Below are 13461 nucleotides of genomic sequence, written 5' to 3' on the forward strand. Positions count from 1 at the left end.
AGGAGAAATTCATATGAAGAAATGGATTTTCGTGGGCCTTCTGGGGATCGGAATTGCTTCTGCCCAGACAGCTTGGGCCAAATCGACCCTCATCAAGATCGACGGCTCCAGTACCGTTTTCCCGATCACCGAAGCGGTGGCCGAGGAATTTCAGGCAGCCCACCGGGGAGAAAGGGTCACCGTCGGCATCTCCGGGACCGGCGGCGGCTTTAAAAAATTCTGCAGCGGCGAGACCGACATCTCCAATGCCTCCCGGCCGATCAAAGAGACTGAAGTCAAACAGTGCGCCGCCAATAAAATCGACTATATCGAGCTGCCGGTCGCGTATGACGGCATTGCCATCATGGTCAACCCCAAGAATAACTGGGTCGATCATCTTACGGTGAAAGAATTAAAAAAAATATGGGCGCCGGAAGCGCAAGGCAAGATCAAGAAATGGAACCAGATCCGGCCGAACTGGCCCGATAAGGAGATCCATCTCTTCGGCGCGGGGGCCGACTCCGGAACGTATGACTATTTCACCGAGGCGATTGTGGGAAAAGAACATTCCAGCCGGGGCGACTTCACCGCCAGCGAAGATGATAACGTTCTCGTTCAGGGAATCTCCTCCGATCAATATGCGCTCGGCTTCTTCGGGGTGGCTTACTACCAGGAGAACAAAGACCGCCTCAAACTGGTTCCAATTGACGATGAAAATGACGCCAACGGCAAGGGGCCGGTTCTCCCGGAGTATGACAATGTCGTCAAGGGAACCTATCAGCCGCTCGCCCGGCCGATTTTCATCTATGTCAGCATCAAGTCGGCGAACAGGCCGGAAGTCCAGCGCTTCGTCGATTTCTATTTAAAGAATGGAACCGCCCTGACCAAGGAAGTCGGCTACATCGCCCTTCCGGATCGGGCCTATGAGCTTGGCGCCGTCCGATTCCAGAAGCGGGTCGCCGGTTCCGTCTTTGAAGGAAAATCACAGGTCGGCGTCAGCATCGAAGCGCTTCTGCAAAAAGAAGGAAAGTAAAAACGCTAAACACAAGACGTCTTCAAAAAGCGAGTGAAAGCCTCATTGAGGGGGGACTCCTCTTGAGCGCCCTCTTGTCCGTTTTCATCACCCTCGGGATCATCGGGGTTCTTCTCTTCGAGACCCTCTCTTTTTTCGGCGAGGTCTCAATCATCGATTTCCTCACCGACACGCAGTGGACCCCTCTCTTCGCCGAAAAGCACTTCGGCATCCTTCCCCTTTTTGCCGGCACTTTTTTAACAACGGCGATTGCGATGGCCGTCTCCCTTCCGATCGGCTTGATCAGCGCCATTTATTTAAGCGAGTATGCCTCCGATCGGGTCCGGACAACGATCAAGCCTTTTTTAGAAATCCTGGCGGCGGTTCCGACCGTCGTGTATGGTTATTTCGCTCTTCTCTTCGTCACGCCGATGCTCCAAAAATTTTTCCCGGAGCTCTCCGGCTTTAATGCCTTGAGCCCCGGAATCGTCATGGGAATTATGATTATCCCGATTATCTCGTCGCTGAGCGAGGATGCGATGCACGCCGTCCCGCTCGGGCTGCGGGAGGGGGGATACGCCCTCGGCTCCACCCGACTCCAGGTCGCGCTTCGCGTGGTGCTCCCCGCCGCCTTCTCCGGGGTCGCCGCGTCGTTCATCCTCGGCATTTCGCGCGCGGTGGGGGAGACGATGATCGTGGCGGTCGCCGCAGGACTCCAGCCGAGGCTGACCCTCAACCCCTTCGTTCCGATCGAGACGGTCACCGCCTACATCGTCCAGGTCAGCATGGGCGACACCCCCTACGGGACCATCGAATATCGGACCATCTTCGCCGCGGGGATGAGCCTTTTTGTCGTGACCTTCGTTTTAAACATGATCAGCTATTCGCTCCGAAAACGTTTTAGGGAAGTCTACGAATGAACGTGCCGGAAACAGTGCGAATTGAAATCAGCGATCGAAAACAGATCGGCCGACTCGCCGATCAAGCTTTTTCGATCCTCGGTCTCTTTGCAACGTCCATCGGCCTGCTCGTTCTCCTGGTCTTACTGATCGACGTTTTGATCGACGGTTTCCCAAGGCTCGGCTGGGATTTCCTGACGAGCTATCCGTCGCGAAAACCGGAGCGGGCCGGCATCCTCTCCCCCTGGGTCGGGACCGCCTGGCTGATGGTGTTGACGGCGCTGATCACCTTTCCGCTCGGGGTCGCCTCCGCCACTTACCTGGAAGAATACAGCCGGAAGAGCTGGCTCACCGGCTTCATCGAGATCAACATCGCGAATCTCGCCGGCGTCCCCTCGATCATTTACGGCCTCTTGGGGCTGGGGCTCTTTGTCCGCTGGATGAATCTCGACCGAAGCGTCCTGGCGGGTGCGATGACGTTGGCGATTCTGGTCCTCCCGATCGTCATCCTCTCCGCGCGTGAGTCGATCCGGGCAATCCCCGCCTCGATTCGAGAAGCCTCTTACGCCCTCGGAGCGAGCAAGTGGCAGACGATCCGTCATCAGGTTTTGCCGGCGGCGATGCCGGGAATTCTCACCGGGACTATTCTCGCCATGTCGCGGGCGATCGGGGAGACCGCCCCGCTGATCACAATCGGGGCGTTGACCTATGTCGCCTTCGTTCCGACCCTGCCGATCTCGCCGGAGCCTCCTTTCATCAACCCGCAGGGTCTTTTCGATCCTTTCACCGCCTTGCCGATTCAGATTTTCAACTGGGTTTCCCGCCCCCAAAGGGGCTTCTCGATCAATGCGGCGGCGGGGATTTTGGTTCTGTTGTTCATCACCTTTGTCATGAACGGGATTGCCGTTTATTTAAGACACCGCTATCAAAAACAGATCAGGTGGTAATCATGGATGCCGCGATTCACGTTCAAAAACTGAATGTCTTTTACGGAAAAAAACAGGCGCTGCGGGACGTCAACATGGAGATCCCTTATAAAGGGGTCACGGCGCTGATCGGTCCTTCCGGCTGCGGCAAGAGCACTTTTATCCGCTGCCTGAATCGGATGAACGACCTGGTCCCAGGATTCCGAGCGGAGGGGACCGTTCTCTACCAGGGCAAGGACATCTATTCCAGAGGGATGGACGTGATCGATGTTCGAAGAAAGATCGGGATGGTCTTTCAAAAACCGAACCCCTTCCCCAAGAGCATCTATGAAAATATCGCCTACGGGTTGCGGATCCAAGGGATTAAGGATAAGACAAAGATCGATGCCATTGTAGAGGAAAGCCTGAAGAAAGCGGCGATTTGGGAAGAGGTCAAAGATCGCCTCCCGCAATCGGCCCTTTCCCTCTCGGGCGGCCAGCAGCAGCGGCTCTGCATCGCGCGGGCCCTCGCCGTGGCGCCCGATGTGCTCCTGCTCGACGAGCCGACCTCGGCCATCGACCCGATCGCCACCGGACGGATCGAGGAGTTATTGCGGGAATTGAAAGAAAGTTATACCATTGCGATTGTAACGCACAACATGCAGCAGGCGGCCCGGATTTCGGATAAGACCGGGTTCTTCCTGCTCGGAGAGCTGGTGGAATTCGATTCTACCTCCCGGATTTTCACCAACCCGAAAGATTCCCGGACGGAAGATTACATCACGGGAAGATTCGGATAATGTCCGCTATTCTCTTATAAGTAGTAGAAGATAAAGAAAGGAAGGTATCATGATGAGACTCAGTCATATCGGAAGGTATGTAAAACAAGTGGTGAAGATTTATCGGCTCGCGCTGAAGAACGCGCGAATCCCCCTTCGAGCCAAGTTGTTTCTGACCCTGGCGCTCGGCTACCTCTTGCTCCCCTTCGATCTTATTCCCGATTTTCTGCTGGGAATCGGGCAGATGGATGATCTCCTCATCGTCCTCTCTTTACTGATGTCGGCCTTGCGGTTGATCCCCAAAGACATTTTTGATCAATATCGCAGACAGGCCACTGAGATTGACGTCACCCCTTAAAGGAGAACCATGCACCGCCATTTTGAAGAAGAGCTCACCCGGTTAAAAGAAAAGATCCTGAAGATGGGAGCGTTGGTCGAAACACAGATCGCCGCCTCCATCAAAGCCCTTGTCGAACGGGATGGTCCGCTGGCCAAACAGACGATTCAGAACGACCATCTTGTCAACGCGATGGATGTCGAGATCGACGAAGAATGTATCCGCCTGCTCGCTCTCTATCAGCCAGCGGCCCGCGACCTTCGCTTCATCACCACCGCCATGAAGATCACGACCGACCTGGAGCGGATGAGCGATCTCGCCGAAGATATCTGCGAGCGGTCGATCGAGCTGGCGGAAGAACCGCTCCTCAAACCGTATATCGACATCCCGCGCATGGCCGACGCGGCGCAGAAGATGGTCCGCGAAGCGCTCGACGCCTTCGTCAACAAAGACGCCAAGCTCGCCCGGAAGGTCTGCTCCGAGGATCAATTCATCGATGACCTCACCCACCAGATCTTCCGAGAGCTCCTCTCCTTCATGGTCGAAGACCCCACGACCATTACCCGCTCCGTCCGGGTCAGCTTCATCGCCAAATACATCGAACGAATCGGCGACCACGCGACCAATATCGCCGAGATGGTGGTCTATCTGGTGGAAGGAAAGATTATACGACATACGAAGGTGTAACTTTAGTAAGGGCACAGCATGCTGTGCCCTTACTAACCAGGTCGGTCCACTCCAACTCTTGACAGCTCCCCTATCCTCCGCTACGATTAATCCCAGTTCCTTCCAAACCCATCAGCGAGGTCACGCCCCATGCGTCCTGTCTACATGATCACCGGCGGAATCACCAAATTCAAAAAAGCCAACCCCGAAAAAGATTTTCGCTACATGGTCAAAGAGGCGTTCGACTACGCCCTCGGCGATCTTCCGAAATTAAAGCTGGAAATGATCGACGGCGCTGTCGGCTCCTACTTCTCCGACCACTTCACCCGGCAACTCAAGGCCGCCAGCATGGTCCAAGACTATCTCGGTCTCTGTCCCAAGCCGTCGAAGCGGATCGAGGGGGGAGGGGCCACCGGCGGCCTCTGCTTCCAGAGCGCCTGGGAGGCGGTCTCTTCGGGCCGGATGAACATCTGCCTCGCCTTCGGATTTGAGACGATGTCGCGGGTCAACACCTGGAAGGGAAATGAATTCATCGCGCTTGCCTCGGACACCAATTTTGATTTCCCCGTCGGCGGCTTCTACACCGGCTACTACGCCATGATGGTTCAGCGCCACATGCACGAGTTCGGCACGACCCCGGAACAGCTGGCGATGGTTTCGATCAAGAATCACGCCAATGCCCTCTACAATCCGTACGCCCAACGTCCCGGAAAGCTGACCATCGCCGACGTCCGGAGTTCCCAGATGGTCGCCACCCCGCTGACGATGCTCGATATCTGCACCATGTCCGACGGCGCCGCGGTCTGCGTCCTCGCCTCGGAAGAGGCGGCCCACAAACTCTCCCCGAATCCAGTGAAGATCACCGGGGTCGGTTCGGGGAGCGATTCGATGCGGATGGCCGACCGGCCGCACGGAAAGGTCTTGCTCCTCCCGCACGAAAAAGCGAGCGACTACCGGAATCTAAAATATCCCGGTGTCCACTCCTTCCGGGGAGGGCGCGCGGCGGCGAAGCAAGCGTATGAGATGGCGGGGGTTCGGAAGCCGATCGACGATTTCGATTTCATCGAGCTCCACGACGCCTACACCTCTTCGGAAGTCCAGACCTATGAAGATCTCGGCCTTTGCAAATACGGCGAGGGGGGCCGATTCACCGAAGAGGGAAACCCCTTCATGCCGGGAATCGACTACGGCCTGAACCTCCCGAAACAAGGACGAATCCCCGTCAATCCCAGCGGCGGCCTGCTCGCCTGCGGCCATCCGGTCGGCGCCACCGGCCTGATGCAGGCGGTTTTCGCCTTCTGGCAGTTGCAGGGGACGATCAAGAAACACCTTGGAAGCGGAAGGCTCCAAATTAAAAACCCCAAACGGGGATTGATCCACAGCCACGCCGGCACCGGCACCTACATCACCGTCAGCATCCTGGAGCGAACCTAAGGAGCGGTTCCAAGTCGAACAGATGCAGCGCGTGAAAGAAATGATTGCCTTTTCTATTTTTCTTCTTTTATAATGGGCGTATTAAATCAACTTAACCCCCTTCTTCCTATGTTGCCTGAAGAACCAGATTTGAGCGGCATTCGTCCCGGCGCCTTTATCGCCGCAATGGTCGCGATCATGATCATCCTCGTCGTCCTCATTTTGTCTCTTTAACGCAATCGTCTCAACTCGTCTCCTCTCCTCCGAACGGGTCGCATTGGACCCTCTCTTTCAGATATGATAGTAGTATCCGGGAATGCTCCCGCATCTTAAAGAGGAACGAACGGATGAGAGGAGAACCGCAGGCCAAAGCGGTCAAAAGATTTCGGCCGATGCCTCCCACGCCGAAATTTGATGCCGGCGCTTTCGCAAAACAGACCCTCATTGTCGTCGGCATCACATCGGCGGTTGTGCTTCTCTTTCTATTGATCGCCGCCGCCCCCGATGTTCCGCTTCTTGTCTTCGCCGGCATTCTCGTCGCGGTCCTCCTCCGAAGCTTAAGCCAGTGGGTCAAATTGTACACCCCCCTTTCGGACGGGTGGTCGCTGGCGGCGGTTATCTTTCTTTTAATCGGAGTGGTCGGACTGATCGGTTGGTCTCTCGCCCCTGAAATTTCCAGACAGGTCGACCAGTTGATTCAAAATCTTCCCCAAATGATCAACCAGTTCAACCAGCGTCTTGCACGATTCGAATGGGGAGAGCGGCTCCTTGCAAGAACACCGGAGGCGGCCGAACAGATGATGAGGCCCTCCGGCCTGGTCTCCCGGCTTGCCGGCCTCTTCTCGACGACGCTCGGGATTCTGGCCAGCCTCGTGATCGTCCTCTTCATCGGGATCCACATGGCGATCGACCCGGCCTCTTATCGAAACGGCGTGATCCGGCTCTTTCCATTCAACCGGCGCGAGCGGATCCGAGAGGTGCTCGATCAGGTCGGGGAGTCGTTAAGGTGGTGGCTGATCGCCCGGGTGATCGCCATGATCGTCATCGGTCTCCTCAGCACGTTCGGGCTCCTCTTCCTCGACGTTCAACCGGCGCTGGCATTGGGGTTTCTGGCGGGGGTCCTCAACTTCATCCCTTACATCGGCCCATTTCTCTCTGTATTTCCCCCCCTGCTGATTGCGCTCGGTCAAGGACCGGAGAAACTTCTCTATGTCGCCCTTCTCTACATGGTGGTCCAATGGATCGATAACTACTTCGTCACCCCCGTCGTAGAGAAGCGAGCGGTGCTTCTGCCCCCGGCGCTCACGGTCACCATCCAACTCCTTCTCGGCATTCTCATCGGCGCCCTCGGCATGATGCTTGCCTCCCCTCTCACCGCCAGCTTCATGGTGATCATCAAAATGCTTTACGTCGAGGATGCGCTGGGGGATTCGGCGGAACAAGTGTGATCGCCGTCACTGTCTCGGCCAATCGACCATTTCCCTTGTCCGATTCACCCCTTTTTGATATATTCCACCTGTCTCTCCATAAAATCTCGGAGAGCCATCTATGCGGAGGAAGACCATGCAGGCGCTACGGAATGCGATCGGGAACCTTGCCGGGATTCTCATCGGTCTTCTGGAAGTCATCGGCGCCGCCCTGGCGCTCCTGGCCGTCGTCCTTCTCGCCGCCGTAATATTGCGGTCGGTCGGGCGTGCCGTCTGGGGCAAAGCCACCTTGGTGCTTCCCTTCCGCGGGGCCGATAAGGCGGGCCTTTGCCTGAACGAGATCCTGGCCCAACAGCTCGGCGAAATCGAAACGGCCTGGCAGGGGCTGAGCCGGCAGGTCCGGGAGTCGCAGGCGGCAGCCAAGGCGGGGAACATGGCGATGCTGGTCGATCTCGGCCGGAGCGAGCCCGACGCCTTTCTTGACTCCCAGCAGGAGCTGTTGATCCTCTCCGACCCGATGGAGGGACAGGCGATCGGCGCCATCGGCTTCGGCTCCTTCAGCTTCTCGCCCGATAGCCTCTTTTCCCTCTCTTATAAAACGCGAACCCTCTTGGCGCGCCGGACCATCCGGGGGGGGATCGATCAGGTCGGCGACACCGTCCGGCTCTCTACCACGCTGACAACCGACCGGGGGGGGCCGACCACGATGGTTCTGGTCCGGTCGATCGAGCGGCCCGATCAGCTCTTGGAGTTGATCGACGACATGGCCTTTGAAATCGTCAAGCGCCGCTGGGGACTGGTGAGTGAAGCGAAGACCTGGCGCGGGTATCGGGCCTTCATGGAGGGGTACACCCACCATATCCGTTATATCCGGACCGGAAACACCGCCGAGCGGGAAGCGTCGATCGACAAGTACCGGCAGTCGGTCACGATTGAGCCCGGTTACGCCCTTGCCCACTACAATCTGGGAACCCTGCTCTACAACCGGTTCACCGCGACCGACAATGATCGGGCCATCGAACACCTGCGCAAAGCGGCCGAAGCGAGTGAGGCGACCCTCAAGGCGCTCTCCCTCGGTGTCCTCTCACGCGCCTACTGTCAGCAGGTTCACCGCTACGGACACGAGAAGATGCCTTGGATGGCGTGGGCCGAAGAGGCGAGCGCCATGGCGGTTCAACTGGGACCCGACCTCGAAGAGACCTGGCTGGCGCACGGATTTGCCCTTCAGTTTCTTGGAAAGCCCCGTGAGGCGATTGAAGCTTATTGGCGCGTCATGGCCCTTCCCGGCGACTCTCCTGAGGAGCTCCGTTTGAAATCTTCCGCCGAGAACAACCGGGCGTACATCGCGATGACTGAGTTCAACGACCTCAAGGAGGCCGAGGTTCTCTTTAAACATGCGTTGGCGCTCGACCCCCATAATAAGTTTTCTTATGCCAATCTCGGCGAGATCTACAAGCGCCAGAACAACTATTCCGCCGCGCTGGTGGCGTTCGAGCAGGCGGTCCGCCTCGATTCCCGCTATATCAACGGAACCAATGAGCTGGGAATGCTCTACATCGCCATCGCGGCCGACGCGCGTGATTCCGGAAAAGAAAAAGAGATGGAGGAAGCCCTCCAGAAGGCGGCGCACTGGCACGAACGCGCCCTCTCCATTGTCCCTGAAGAAGAAGCGCGCCACCGCGCCGAGATCCGAAAACGCTTTGCGAAGGCTTATCGAGAGAAGGGATTTCATAAGGAAGCGGAGGGGATCGCGACGCCGGACGAGGGCAAACACTTCGCCCGTCAAAACGGAGATTAAAAATAATACCGGACTGGAAAGATTCCCCTTTGGCCGGGGGTTGAAACAAGAGGTCGGAACCGACCCTCAGAAATCGACGCGAATCAGATCGGCCGACCAGCGCGGTTGCACCACCTTGCCGGCCGGTTCTAAATCGAAGCGGAGGGTCGGCATCTGGACGGTGAGCCTGCCGTCTTCAATCTCGGCGAAGGCGCGCGCCGCCCTCCCGATGCCGTAGAGCGTTCCGGCGATCACCCCGATCCCCGCCCCGATGGCAATGTCGTCCAGATGATCCCCCGGATTCTCTTTAAAGGCCATAAAGGCCGCCCCCACGAGCGCCCCCGCCAGCCCGCCGTAGAAACCGTCGATGAGGACCTCCTCCATCGCGTTGTCTCTCCTCGCATGGGCCACCCCCGGAACAAGAGAGACCAGCATGAGCAGCAGAAGAACGGTTCCAATCGCTCTTTTCATTGACCCTCCTCTGGATTAGGAATTCCAATCGATCAACCGTCAAAACGGGGCGATGTTACACCAGACCGCCGCAGAATGCAACCAAGTGGCGCATGACCCGCCGCGCGGCGTCGCGAACTGGAAACAGCCCCTTGACAACACTCCCCGCCAAGGGCGACATTAGAAAAACCCTTCTCCTTTACAAGGAATGTCTTTGCATGAAACCGGTTGTCGTCCTCAGCAAATGTCTTGAGTTTGCACCCTGCCGATATAACGGCGCGATGATTCCCGATCGCTTCGTGAAGCGGTTGGAGCCGCATGTGACCTTTTTGCCGATCTGCCCGGAGGTCGAGATCGGATTGGGCGTTCCCCGCGATCCGATCCGGCTCGTTTCGGAGGACGGGGAGCTGCATCTCCTCCAGCCGGCCACCGGCAAAGATCTCTCGGAGAAGATGCGGCGCTTCTCGAATTCGTTTTTGACCTCTTTGAACGAGGTGGACGGGTTCATTCTGAAGAACCGCTCCCCTTCCTGCGGCATCAAGGATGTGAAGCGCTTCCCGAAAATAGAAGCCGAGGCTCCCGCCGGCAAAGGGGCCGGGTTCTTTGCGGGGGAGGTCCTCGAACGTTTTCCCGGTCTCGCGATCGAAGATGAGGGACGGCTGAATCATCCCAAGATCCGGGACCACTTTCTGACGAAGCTCTTCACCTTGACCCGCTTTCGAGGGGCAAAGAAGACAAGCCGGTTGGAAGCGTTGGTCCGATTCCACGCCACCCACAAGCTCCTCCTCATGGCCTACAACCAAAAGCTGATGCGCCTCCTTGGCCGTATCGTCGGCAATTCTGAAAAACGGCCGGCTGCTGACCTTTTTAAAGAATATGAACCGTACCTATCGCAAGCGCTCTCCCGCCCTCCCCGATCCGCTTCCAACATCAACGTTCTGATGCACGCCCTTGGTTATTTTTCCGACGATCTCTCCAAAAAGGAAAAGGCCCTTTTTCTCCGGACCTTGGAGAGCTACCGGAAAGGATACCTCCCGCGGAGCGCGGCCTTGAGCATCCTCAAAGCCTGGGTCGTCCGGTTCCGAAACGGGTATCTCGAAGAGCAAACCTTCTTCGAACCCTATCCGGAATCGCTGATTGAAACAGAGGGAAGAGATCGAACGGAAAGGAAGTAGGGGTTCAACATGTCGACCCCTGATGAAGAAGGGAAAAATCCCCCTTGACCCGGTTTTCTGAAACGGTTATCCTCACGCCGATAAACCTTTCTCCTTCCTTCGGAGGTCCGTATGCTCGGCACCCCGCTTTCGAAGAATGCTTTTCGGCTGATGCTCCTCGGCTCGGGCGAGCTGGGTAAAGAGGTCGCCATCGAAGCCCAGCGGCTCGGGGTCGAGGTGATCGCCGTCGACCGCTATCCGAACGCCCCCGCCATGCAGGTGGCCCATCGAAATTACGTCATCGACATGCTCGATCCGCGCGCCATCGATCAGGTGGTTCACCGGGAGCGGCCCGATCTGATCGTTCCAGAGATCGAAGCGATCGCCACCGATTATTTGGTCGAGGCGGAAAAACATTTTACCGTCATCCCGACCGCCCGCGCCGCGCGGCTGACGATGAACCGGGAGGGGATCCGGCGGCTGGCGGCGGAGGAATTGAAACTTCCGACGAGTCAATTCCGGTTCATCGACCGGCCCGAGCAGTTGAAAGAGGCGGCCGGCGCCGTCGGATACCCCTGCGTGATGAAGCCGATTATGTCGTCGTCCGGAAAGGGGCAGTCGGTCGTCCGCTCCGAAGCGGATCTTCTGAAAGCATGGGAGTACGCCATGACGGCCGCTCGGGCGAAGGGAGGCCGTGTCATTCTCGAATCGTTCATCGCGTTTGACTATGAAATCACCCTCCTCACAGTTCGCGCCGTCAACGGCACCTTCTTCTGTCCCCCCATCGGACACATCCAGATCGACGGCGACTACCGCCAGTCGTGGCAGCCGCATCCGATGTCGGAGACCGCTCTCAAACGCTCCAAGGAGATCGCGGCGGCGGTGACGGAGAATCTCGGCGGGCGGGGCATCTTCGGCGTGGAGCTTTTTGTGAAGGGGGAGGAAGTTTATTTTTCCGAAGTCTCTCCCCGGCCTCACGACACCGGATTGGTCACGCTGATCAGCCAAGATCTCTCCGAGTTCGCCCTCCATGTCCGGGCGATCCTCGGTTTTCCGGTCCATCCCCCCGTCCTCCGCACCCCGGGCGCTTCCGCCGTGATTCTGGCCGAAAAAGAGGCGATCGCTCCGACATTCGAGATCGGCCCGGCGCTGTCGGAGCCGGAGATCCAGATCCGCCTTTTCGGAAAACCCGACTGCCGGAAGAACCGGCGGATGGGGGTGGTCCTCGCCGCCGCGAAAGACCCGTTCGAAGCCCGCGACCGCGCCGTAAAAGCGGCGTCGCAGGTGAAAGTAAATTACGGGGATTAATACAAACGCAGAAATATTTGTGACCTGGTTTATGTAGGGGCGTGATTGATCACGCCCAGCCGGAGGGCGCCATCAATGGCGCCCCTACAACGACAAACACGATTATTGCATTTGTATTAACAAGCTGGAGTCTCGATGAGCGGCCTTCTTGAAAATCAAGTCGCCCTGATCACCGGCGCAAGCCGGGGGATCGGCTATGCCGTGGCCGAAGCTTATCTCCGCGAAGGGGCCAAGGTCATTATCTGCGGGCGGGATGAAGCGCAGTTGAAGAAGGCGGAGACCGATCTGGCCCCTCTCGGCGAGGCGATGGCGGTGCATTGCGATGTTTCGGATCTCGACCAGGTCGATGCCATGGTCGAGCGGGTCATCGCCCGCTTCGGCCGGATCGACATCCTCATCAACAACGCCGGAATCAGCATGACCTTCGGCCGTGTCGGCGACATCGACCCGAAGCGATGGGCCTACGTCATCGCCGTCAACCTGGTCGGCACCTTCAACTGCTGCCACGCCGTCATTCCCCACATGATGAAACAAGGAAAGGGGAAAATCTTCAACCTGAAAGGATACGGCGCCGATTTCCCCTCCCCGCGCGTCACCGCCTACGGCGCGACGAAGGCGGCGATCGTCGCCTTCACCCGCTCCCTCGCCCGAGAATACAAAGGGACCGGGATCACCGCCAATATCTTCTCCCCCGGGATGGTGAGGACCGATCTGCTGATGAGCGGCGAAGCCACCGACGAAGGGCGCCCCCACCGGGAAAAGGTCGGCTGGTTCATCGACATGTTGGCCAACCCGGCCGAGGTGCCGGCGGCGTTGGCGGTGAAAATGGTCTCCCCCGAAAACGAAGGGGTCACCGGAAAACTCTTCCAGGTCATGACGAAGCGGAAATTTATCTTCCGGGCGATGACGTACGGCCTGAAGCGGCTGATCGGCCGTTCGGCCCCTTCCTGACCCCCGGCCTCTTTCCTTCAGGCAGATCCCTCGAAACAACCGCTCAAAAAAGGGCTTGACAATATTTTCTTATTTCTATATATTTGGAAATATGAAATCGAAGAACAAACATTCCTTGCAAGCCGAACAGGTCCACGTCGAAGCGCTCAAGGCCTTGGCCCACCTCGATCGCCTTCGTCTTTTCTTTTTTCTGGTTCAAGCCGGCGGAGAGGTCTCCGCCGGGGAGATTCAGAAGGGGCTCGACCTGCCGGGGCCGACCCTGTCGCATCATCTGAACCTGCTCCGCCGGGCCGGCCTCATTCAAAGCCGGCGGGAAGCGCGGTTCATTTATTATTCCATCCAGCGGGAGATGGTCTCGGAGCTGATCCGGCTTCTGACCGCCTGCTGCTGAAATCCAAGGAGGA

The 13461-nt window shown here is 57.8% G+C and carries 14 protein-coding genes; 13 read left to right on the forward strand and 1 reads right to left on the reverse strand.

Translation table 11 applies throughout. The features are described 5' to 3' along the window. Positions 1-13: 13 nt before the first annotated feature. The 9 genes from MCM46_07560 (at position 14) to MCM46_07600 (ending at position 9215) form a co-directional block, all read left to right on the forward strand. Entirely contained in the window at positions 14-1012 is a 999-nt protein-coding gene (locus tag MCM46_07560; protein MCG3111668.1) for a PstS family phosphate ABC transporter substrate-binding protein, read from the forward strand. Positions 1013-1074: 62 nt separating this feature from the next. After that, positions 1075-1911: a phosphate ABC transporter permease subunit PstC gene (pstC, locus tag MCM46_07565; GenBank protein ID MCG3111669.1), complete on the forward strand. Its 837-nt coding sequence runs from the start codon at positions 1075-1077 to the stop codon at positions 1909-1911. Beyond that, positions 1908-2837: a phosphate ABC transporter permease PstA gene (pstA, locus tag MCM46_07570; GenBank protein MCG3111670.1), complete on the forward strand. Its 930-nt coding sequence runs from the start codon at positions 1908-1910 to the stop codon at positions 2835-2837. Before pstC ends, pstA begins: the two co-directional genes overlap by 4 nt. A 2-nt stretch (positions 2838-2839) precedes the next feature. Continuing rightward, positions 2840-3595 carry a phosphate ABC transporter ATP-binding protein PstB gene (gene pstB, locus MCM46_07575; GenBank protein MCG3111671.1) on the forward strand — a complete coding sequence of 252 codons (756 nt, stop codon included), beginning with the start codon at positions 2840-2842 and terminating at the stop codon, positions 3593-3595. A 49-nt stretch (positions 3596-3644) separates the two neighbouring features. After that, the gene (locus MCM46_07580; GenBank protein MCG3111672.1) at positions 3645-3932 is read left to right on the forward strand and encodes a DUF1232 domain-containing protein; all 288 of its coding nucleotides are present in this window, start codon (positions 3645-3647) and stop codon (positions 3930-3932) included. Between the two features lie 9 nt (positions 3933-3941). Next, positions 3942-4598, forward strand: coding sequence for a phosphate signaling complex protein PhoU (gene phoU / locus MCM46_07585; protein MCG3111673.1), 657 nt, complete (start codon positions 3942-3944; stop codon positions 4596-4598). 129 nt (positions 4599-4727) lie between these two features. Then, positions 4728-6011 carry a hypothetical protein gene (locus MCM46_07590; GenBank protein ID MCG3111674.1) on the forward strand — a complete coding sequence of 428 codons (1284 nt, stop codon included), beginning with the start codon at positions 4728-4730 and terminating at the stop codon, positions 6009-6011. A 326-nt stretch (positions 6012-6337) separates the two neighbouring features. Then, on the forward strand, positions 6338-7438 hold the full coding sequence (locus MCM46_07595) for an AI-2E family transporter (GenBank protein MCG3111675.1): 1101 nt from the start codon (positions 6338-6340) through the stop codon (positions 7436-7438). Positions 7439-7553: 115 nt separating this feature from the next. Next, positions 7554-9215 (forward strand): hypothetical protein, encoded by a 1662-nt coding sequence (locus MCM46_07600; protein MCG3111676.1) that lies wholly within the window; start codon positions 7554-7556, stop codon positions 9213-9215. Between the two features lie 66 nt (positions 9216-9281). Here the strand turns inward: MCM46_07600 and MCM46_07605 are convergent, their stop codons facing one another. Further along, complete coding sequence (locus tag MCM46_07605; GenBank protein MCG3111677.1) at positions 9282-9665, reverse strand: hypothetical protein; 384 nt, start codon at positions 9663-9665, stop codon at positions 9282-9284. A gap of 197 nt (positions 9666-9862) precedes the next feature. Between MCM46_07605 and MCM46_07610 the strand changes: the two genes are divergently transcribed. The 4 genes from MCM46_07610 to MCM46_07625 all read left to right on the forward strand — a co-directional run bounded on the left by MCM46_07610 (position 9863) and on the right by MCM46_07625 (position 13448). Continuing rightward, positions 9863-10819 (forward strand): DUF523 and DUF1722 domain-containing protein, encoded by a 957-nt coding sequence (locus tag MCM46_07610; GenBank protein MCG3111678.1) that lies wholly within the window; start codon positions 9863-9865, stop codon positions 10817-10819. Positions 10820-10930: 111 nt separating this feature from the next. Then, entirely contained in the window at positions 10931-12106 is a 1176-nt protein-coding gene (gene purT, locus MCM46_07615) for a formate-dependent phosphoribosylglycinamide formyltransferase (GenBank protein MCG3111679.1), read from the forward strand. 135 nt (positions 12107-12241) lie between these two features. Continuing rightward, the gene (locus MCM46_07620; protein ID MCG3111680.1) at positions 12242-13057 is read left to right on the forward strand and encodes an SDR family oxidoreductase; all 816 of its coding nucleotides are present in this window, start codon (positions 12242-12244) and stop codon (positions 13055-13057) included. 91 nt (positions 13058-13148) lie between these two features. Further along, positions 13149-13448 (forward strand): metalloregulator ArsR/SmtB family transcription factor, encoded by a 300-nt coding sequence (locus MCM46_07625; GenBank protein ID MCG3111681.1) that lies wholly within the window; start codon positions 13149-13151, stop codon positions 13446-13448. Positions 13449-13461 lie beyond the last annotated feature (13 nt).

It is taken from the genome of Candidatus Manganitrophus morganii (assembly GCA_021651055.1).
GTDB classification, from domain to species: domain Bacteria; phylum Nitrospirota; class Nitrospiria; order SBBL01; family Manganitrophaceae; genus Manganitrophus; species Manganitrophus morganii.

Coding starts and splice junctions, on each gene's coding strand:
- MCM46_07560 (MCG3111668.1), top strand. CDS start 14: ATGAAGAAATGGATTTTCGTGGGCCTTCTGGGGATCGGAATTGCTTCT.
- pstA (MCG3111670.1), top strand. CDS start 1,908: ATGAACGTGCCGGAAACAGTGCGAATTGAAATCAGCGATCGAAAACAG.
- pstB (MCG3111671.1), top strand. CDS start 2,840: ATGGATGCCGCGATTCACGTTCAAAAACTGAATGTCTTTTACGGAAAA.
- MCM46_07580 (MCG3111672.1), top strand. CDS start 3,645: ATGATGAGACTCAGTCATATCGGAAGGTATGTAAAACAAGTGGTGAAG.
- phoU (MCG3111673.1), top strand. CDS start 3,942: ATGCACCGCCATTTTGAAGAAGAGCTCACCCGGTTAAAAGAAAAGATC.
- MCM46_07590 (MCG3111674.1), top strand. CDS start 4,728: ATGCGTCCTGTCTACATGATCACCGGCGGAATCACCAAATTCAAAAAA.
- MCM46_07595 (MCG3111675.1), top strand. CDS start 6,338: ATGAGAGGAGAACCGCAGGCCAAAGCGGTCAAAAGATTTCGGCCGATG.
- MCM46_07600 (MCG3111676.1), top strand. CDS start 7,554: ATGCAGGCGCTACGGAATGCGATCGGGAACCTTGCCGGGATTCTCATC.
- MCM46_07605 (MCG3111677.1), bottom strand. CDS start 9,665: ATGAAAAGAGCGATTGGAACCGTTCTTCTGCTGCTCATGCTGGTCTCT.
- MCM46_07610 (MCG3111678.1), top strand. CDS start 9,863: ATGAAACCGGTTGTCGTCCTCAGCAAATGTCTTGAGTTTGCACCCTGC.
- purT (MCG3111679.1), top strand. CDS start 10,931: ATGCTCGGCACCCCGCTTTCGAAGAATGCTTTTCGGCTGATGCTCCTC.
- MCM46_07620 (MCG3111680.1), top strand. CDS start 12,242: ATGAGCGGCCTTCTTGAAAATCAAGTCGCCCTGATCACCGGCGCAAGC.
- MCM46_07625 (MCG3111681.1), top strand. CDS start 13,149: ATGAAATCGAAGAACAAACATTCCTTGCAAGCCGAACAGGTCCACGTC.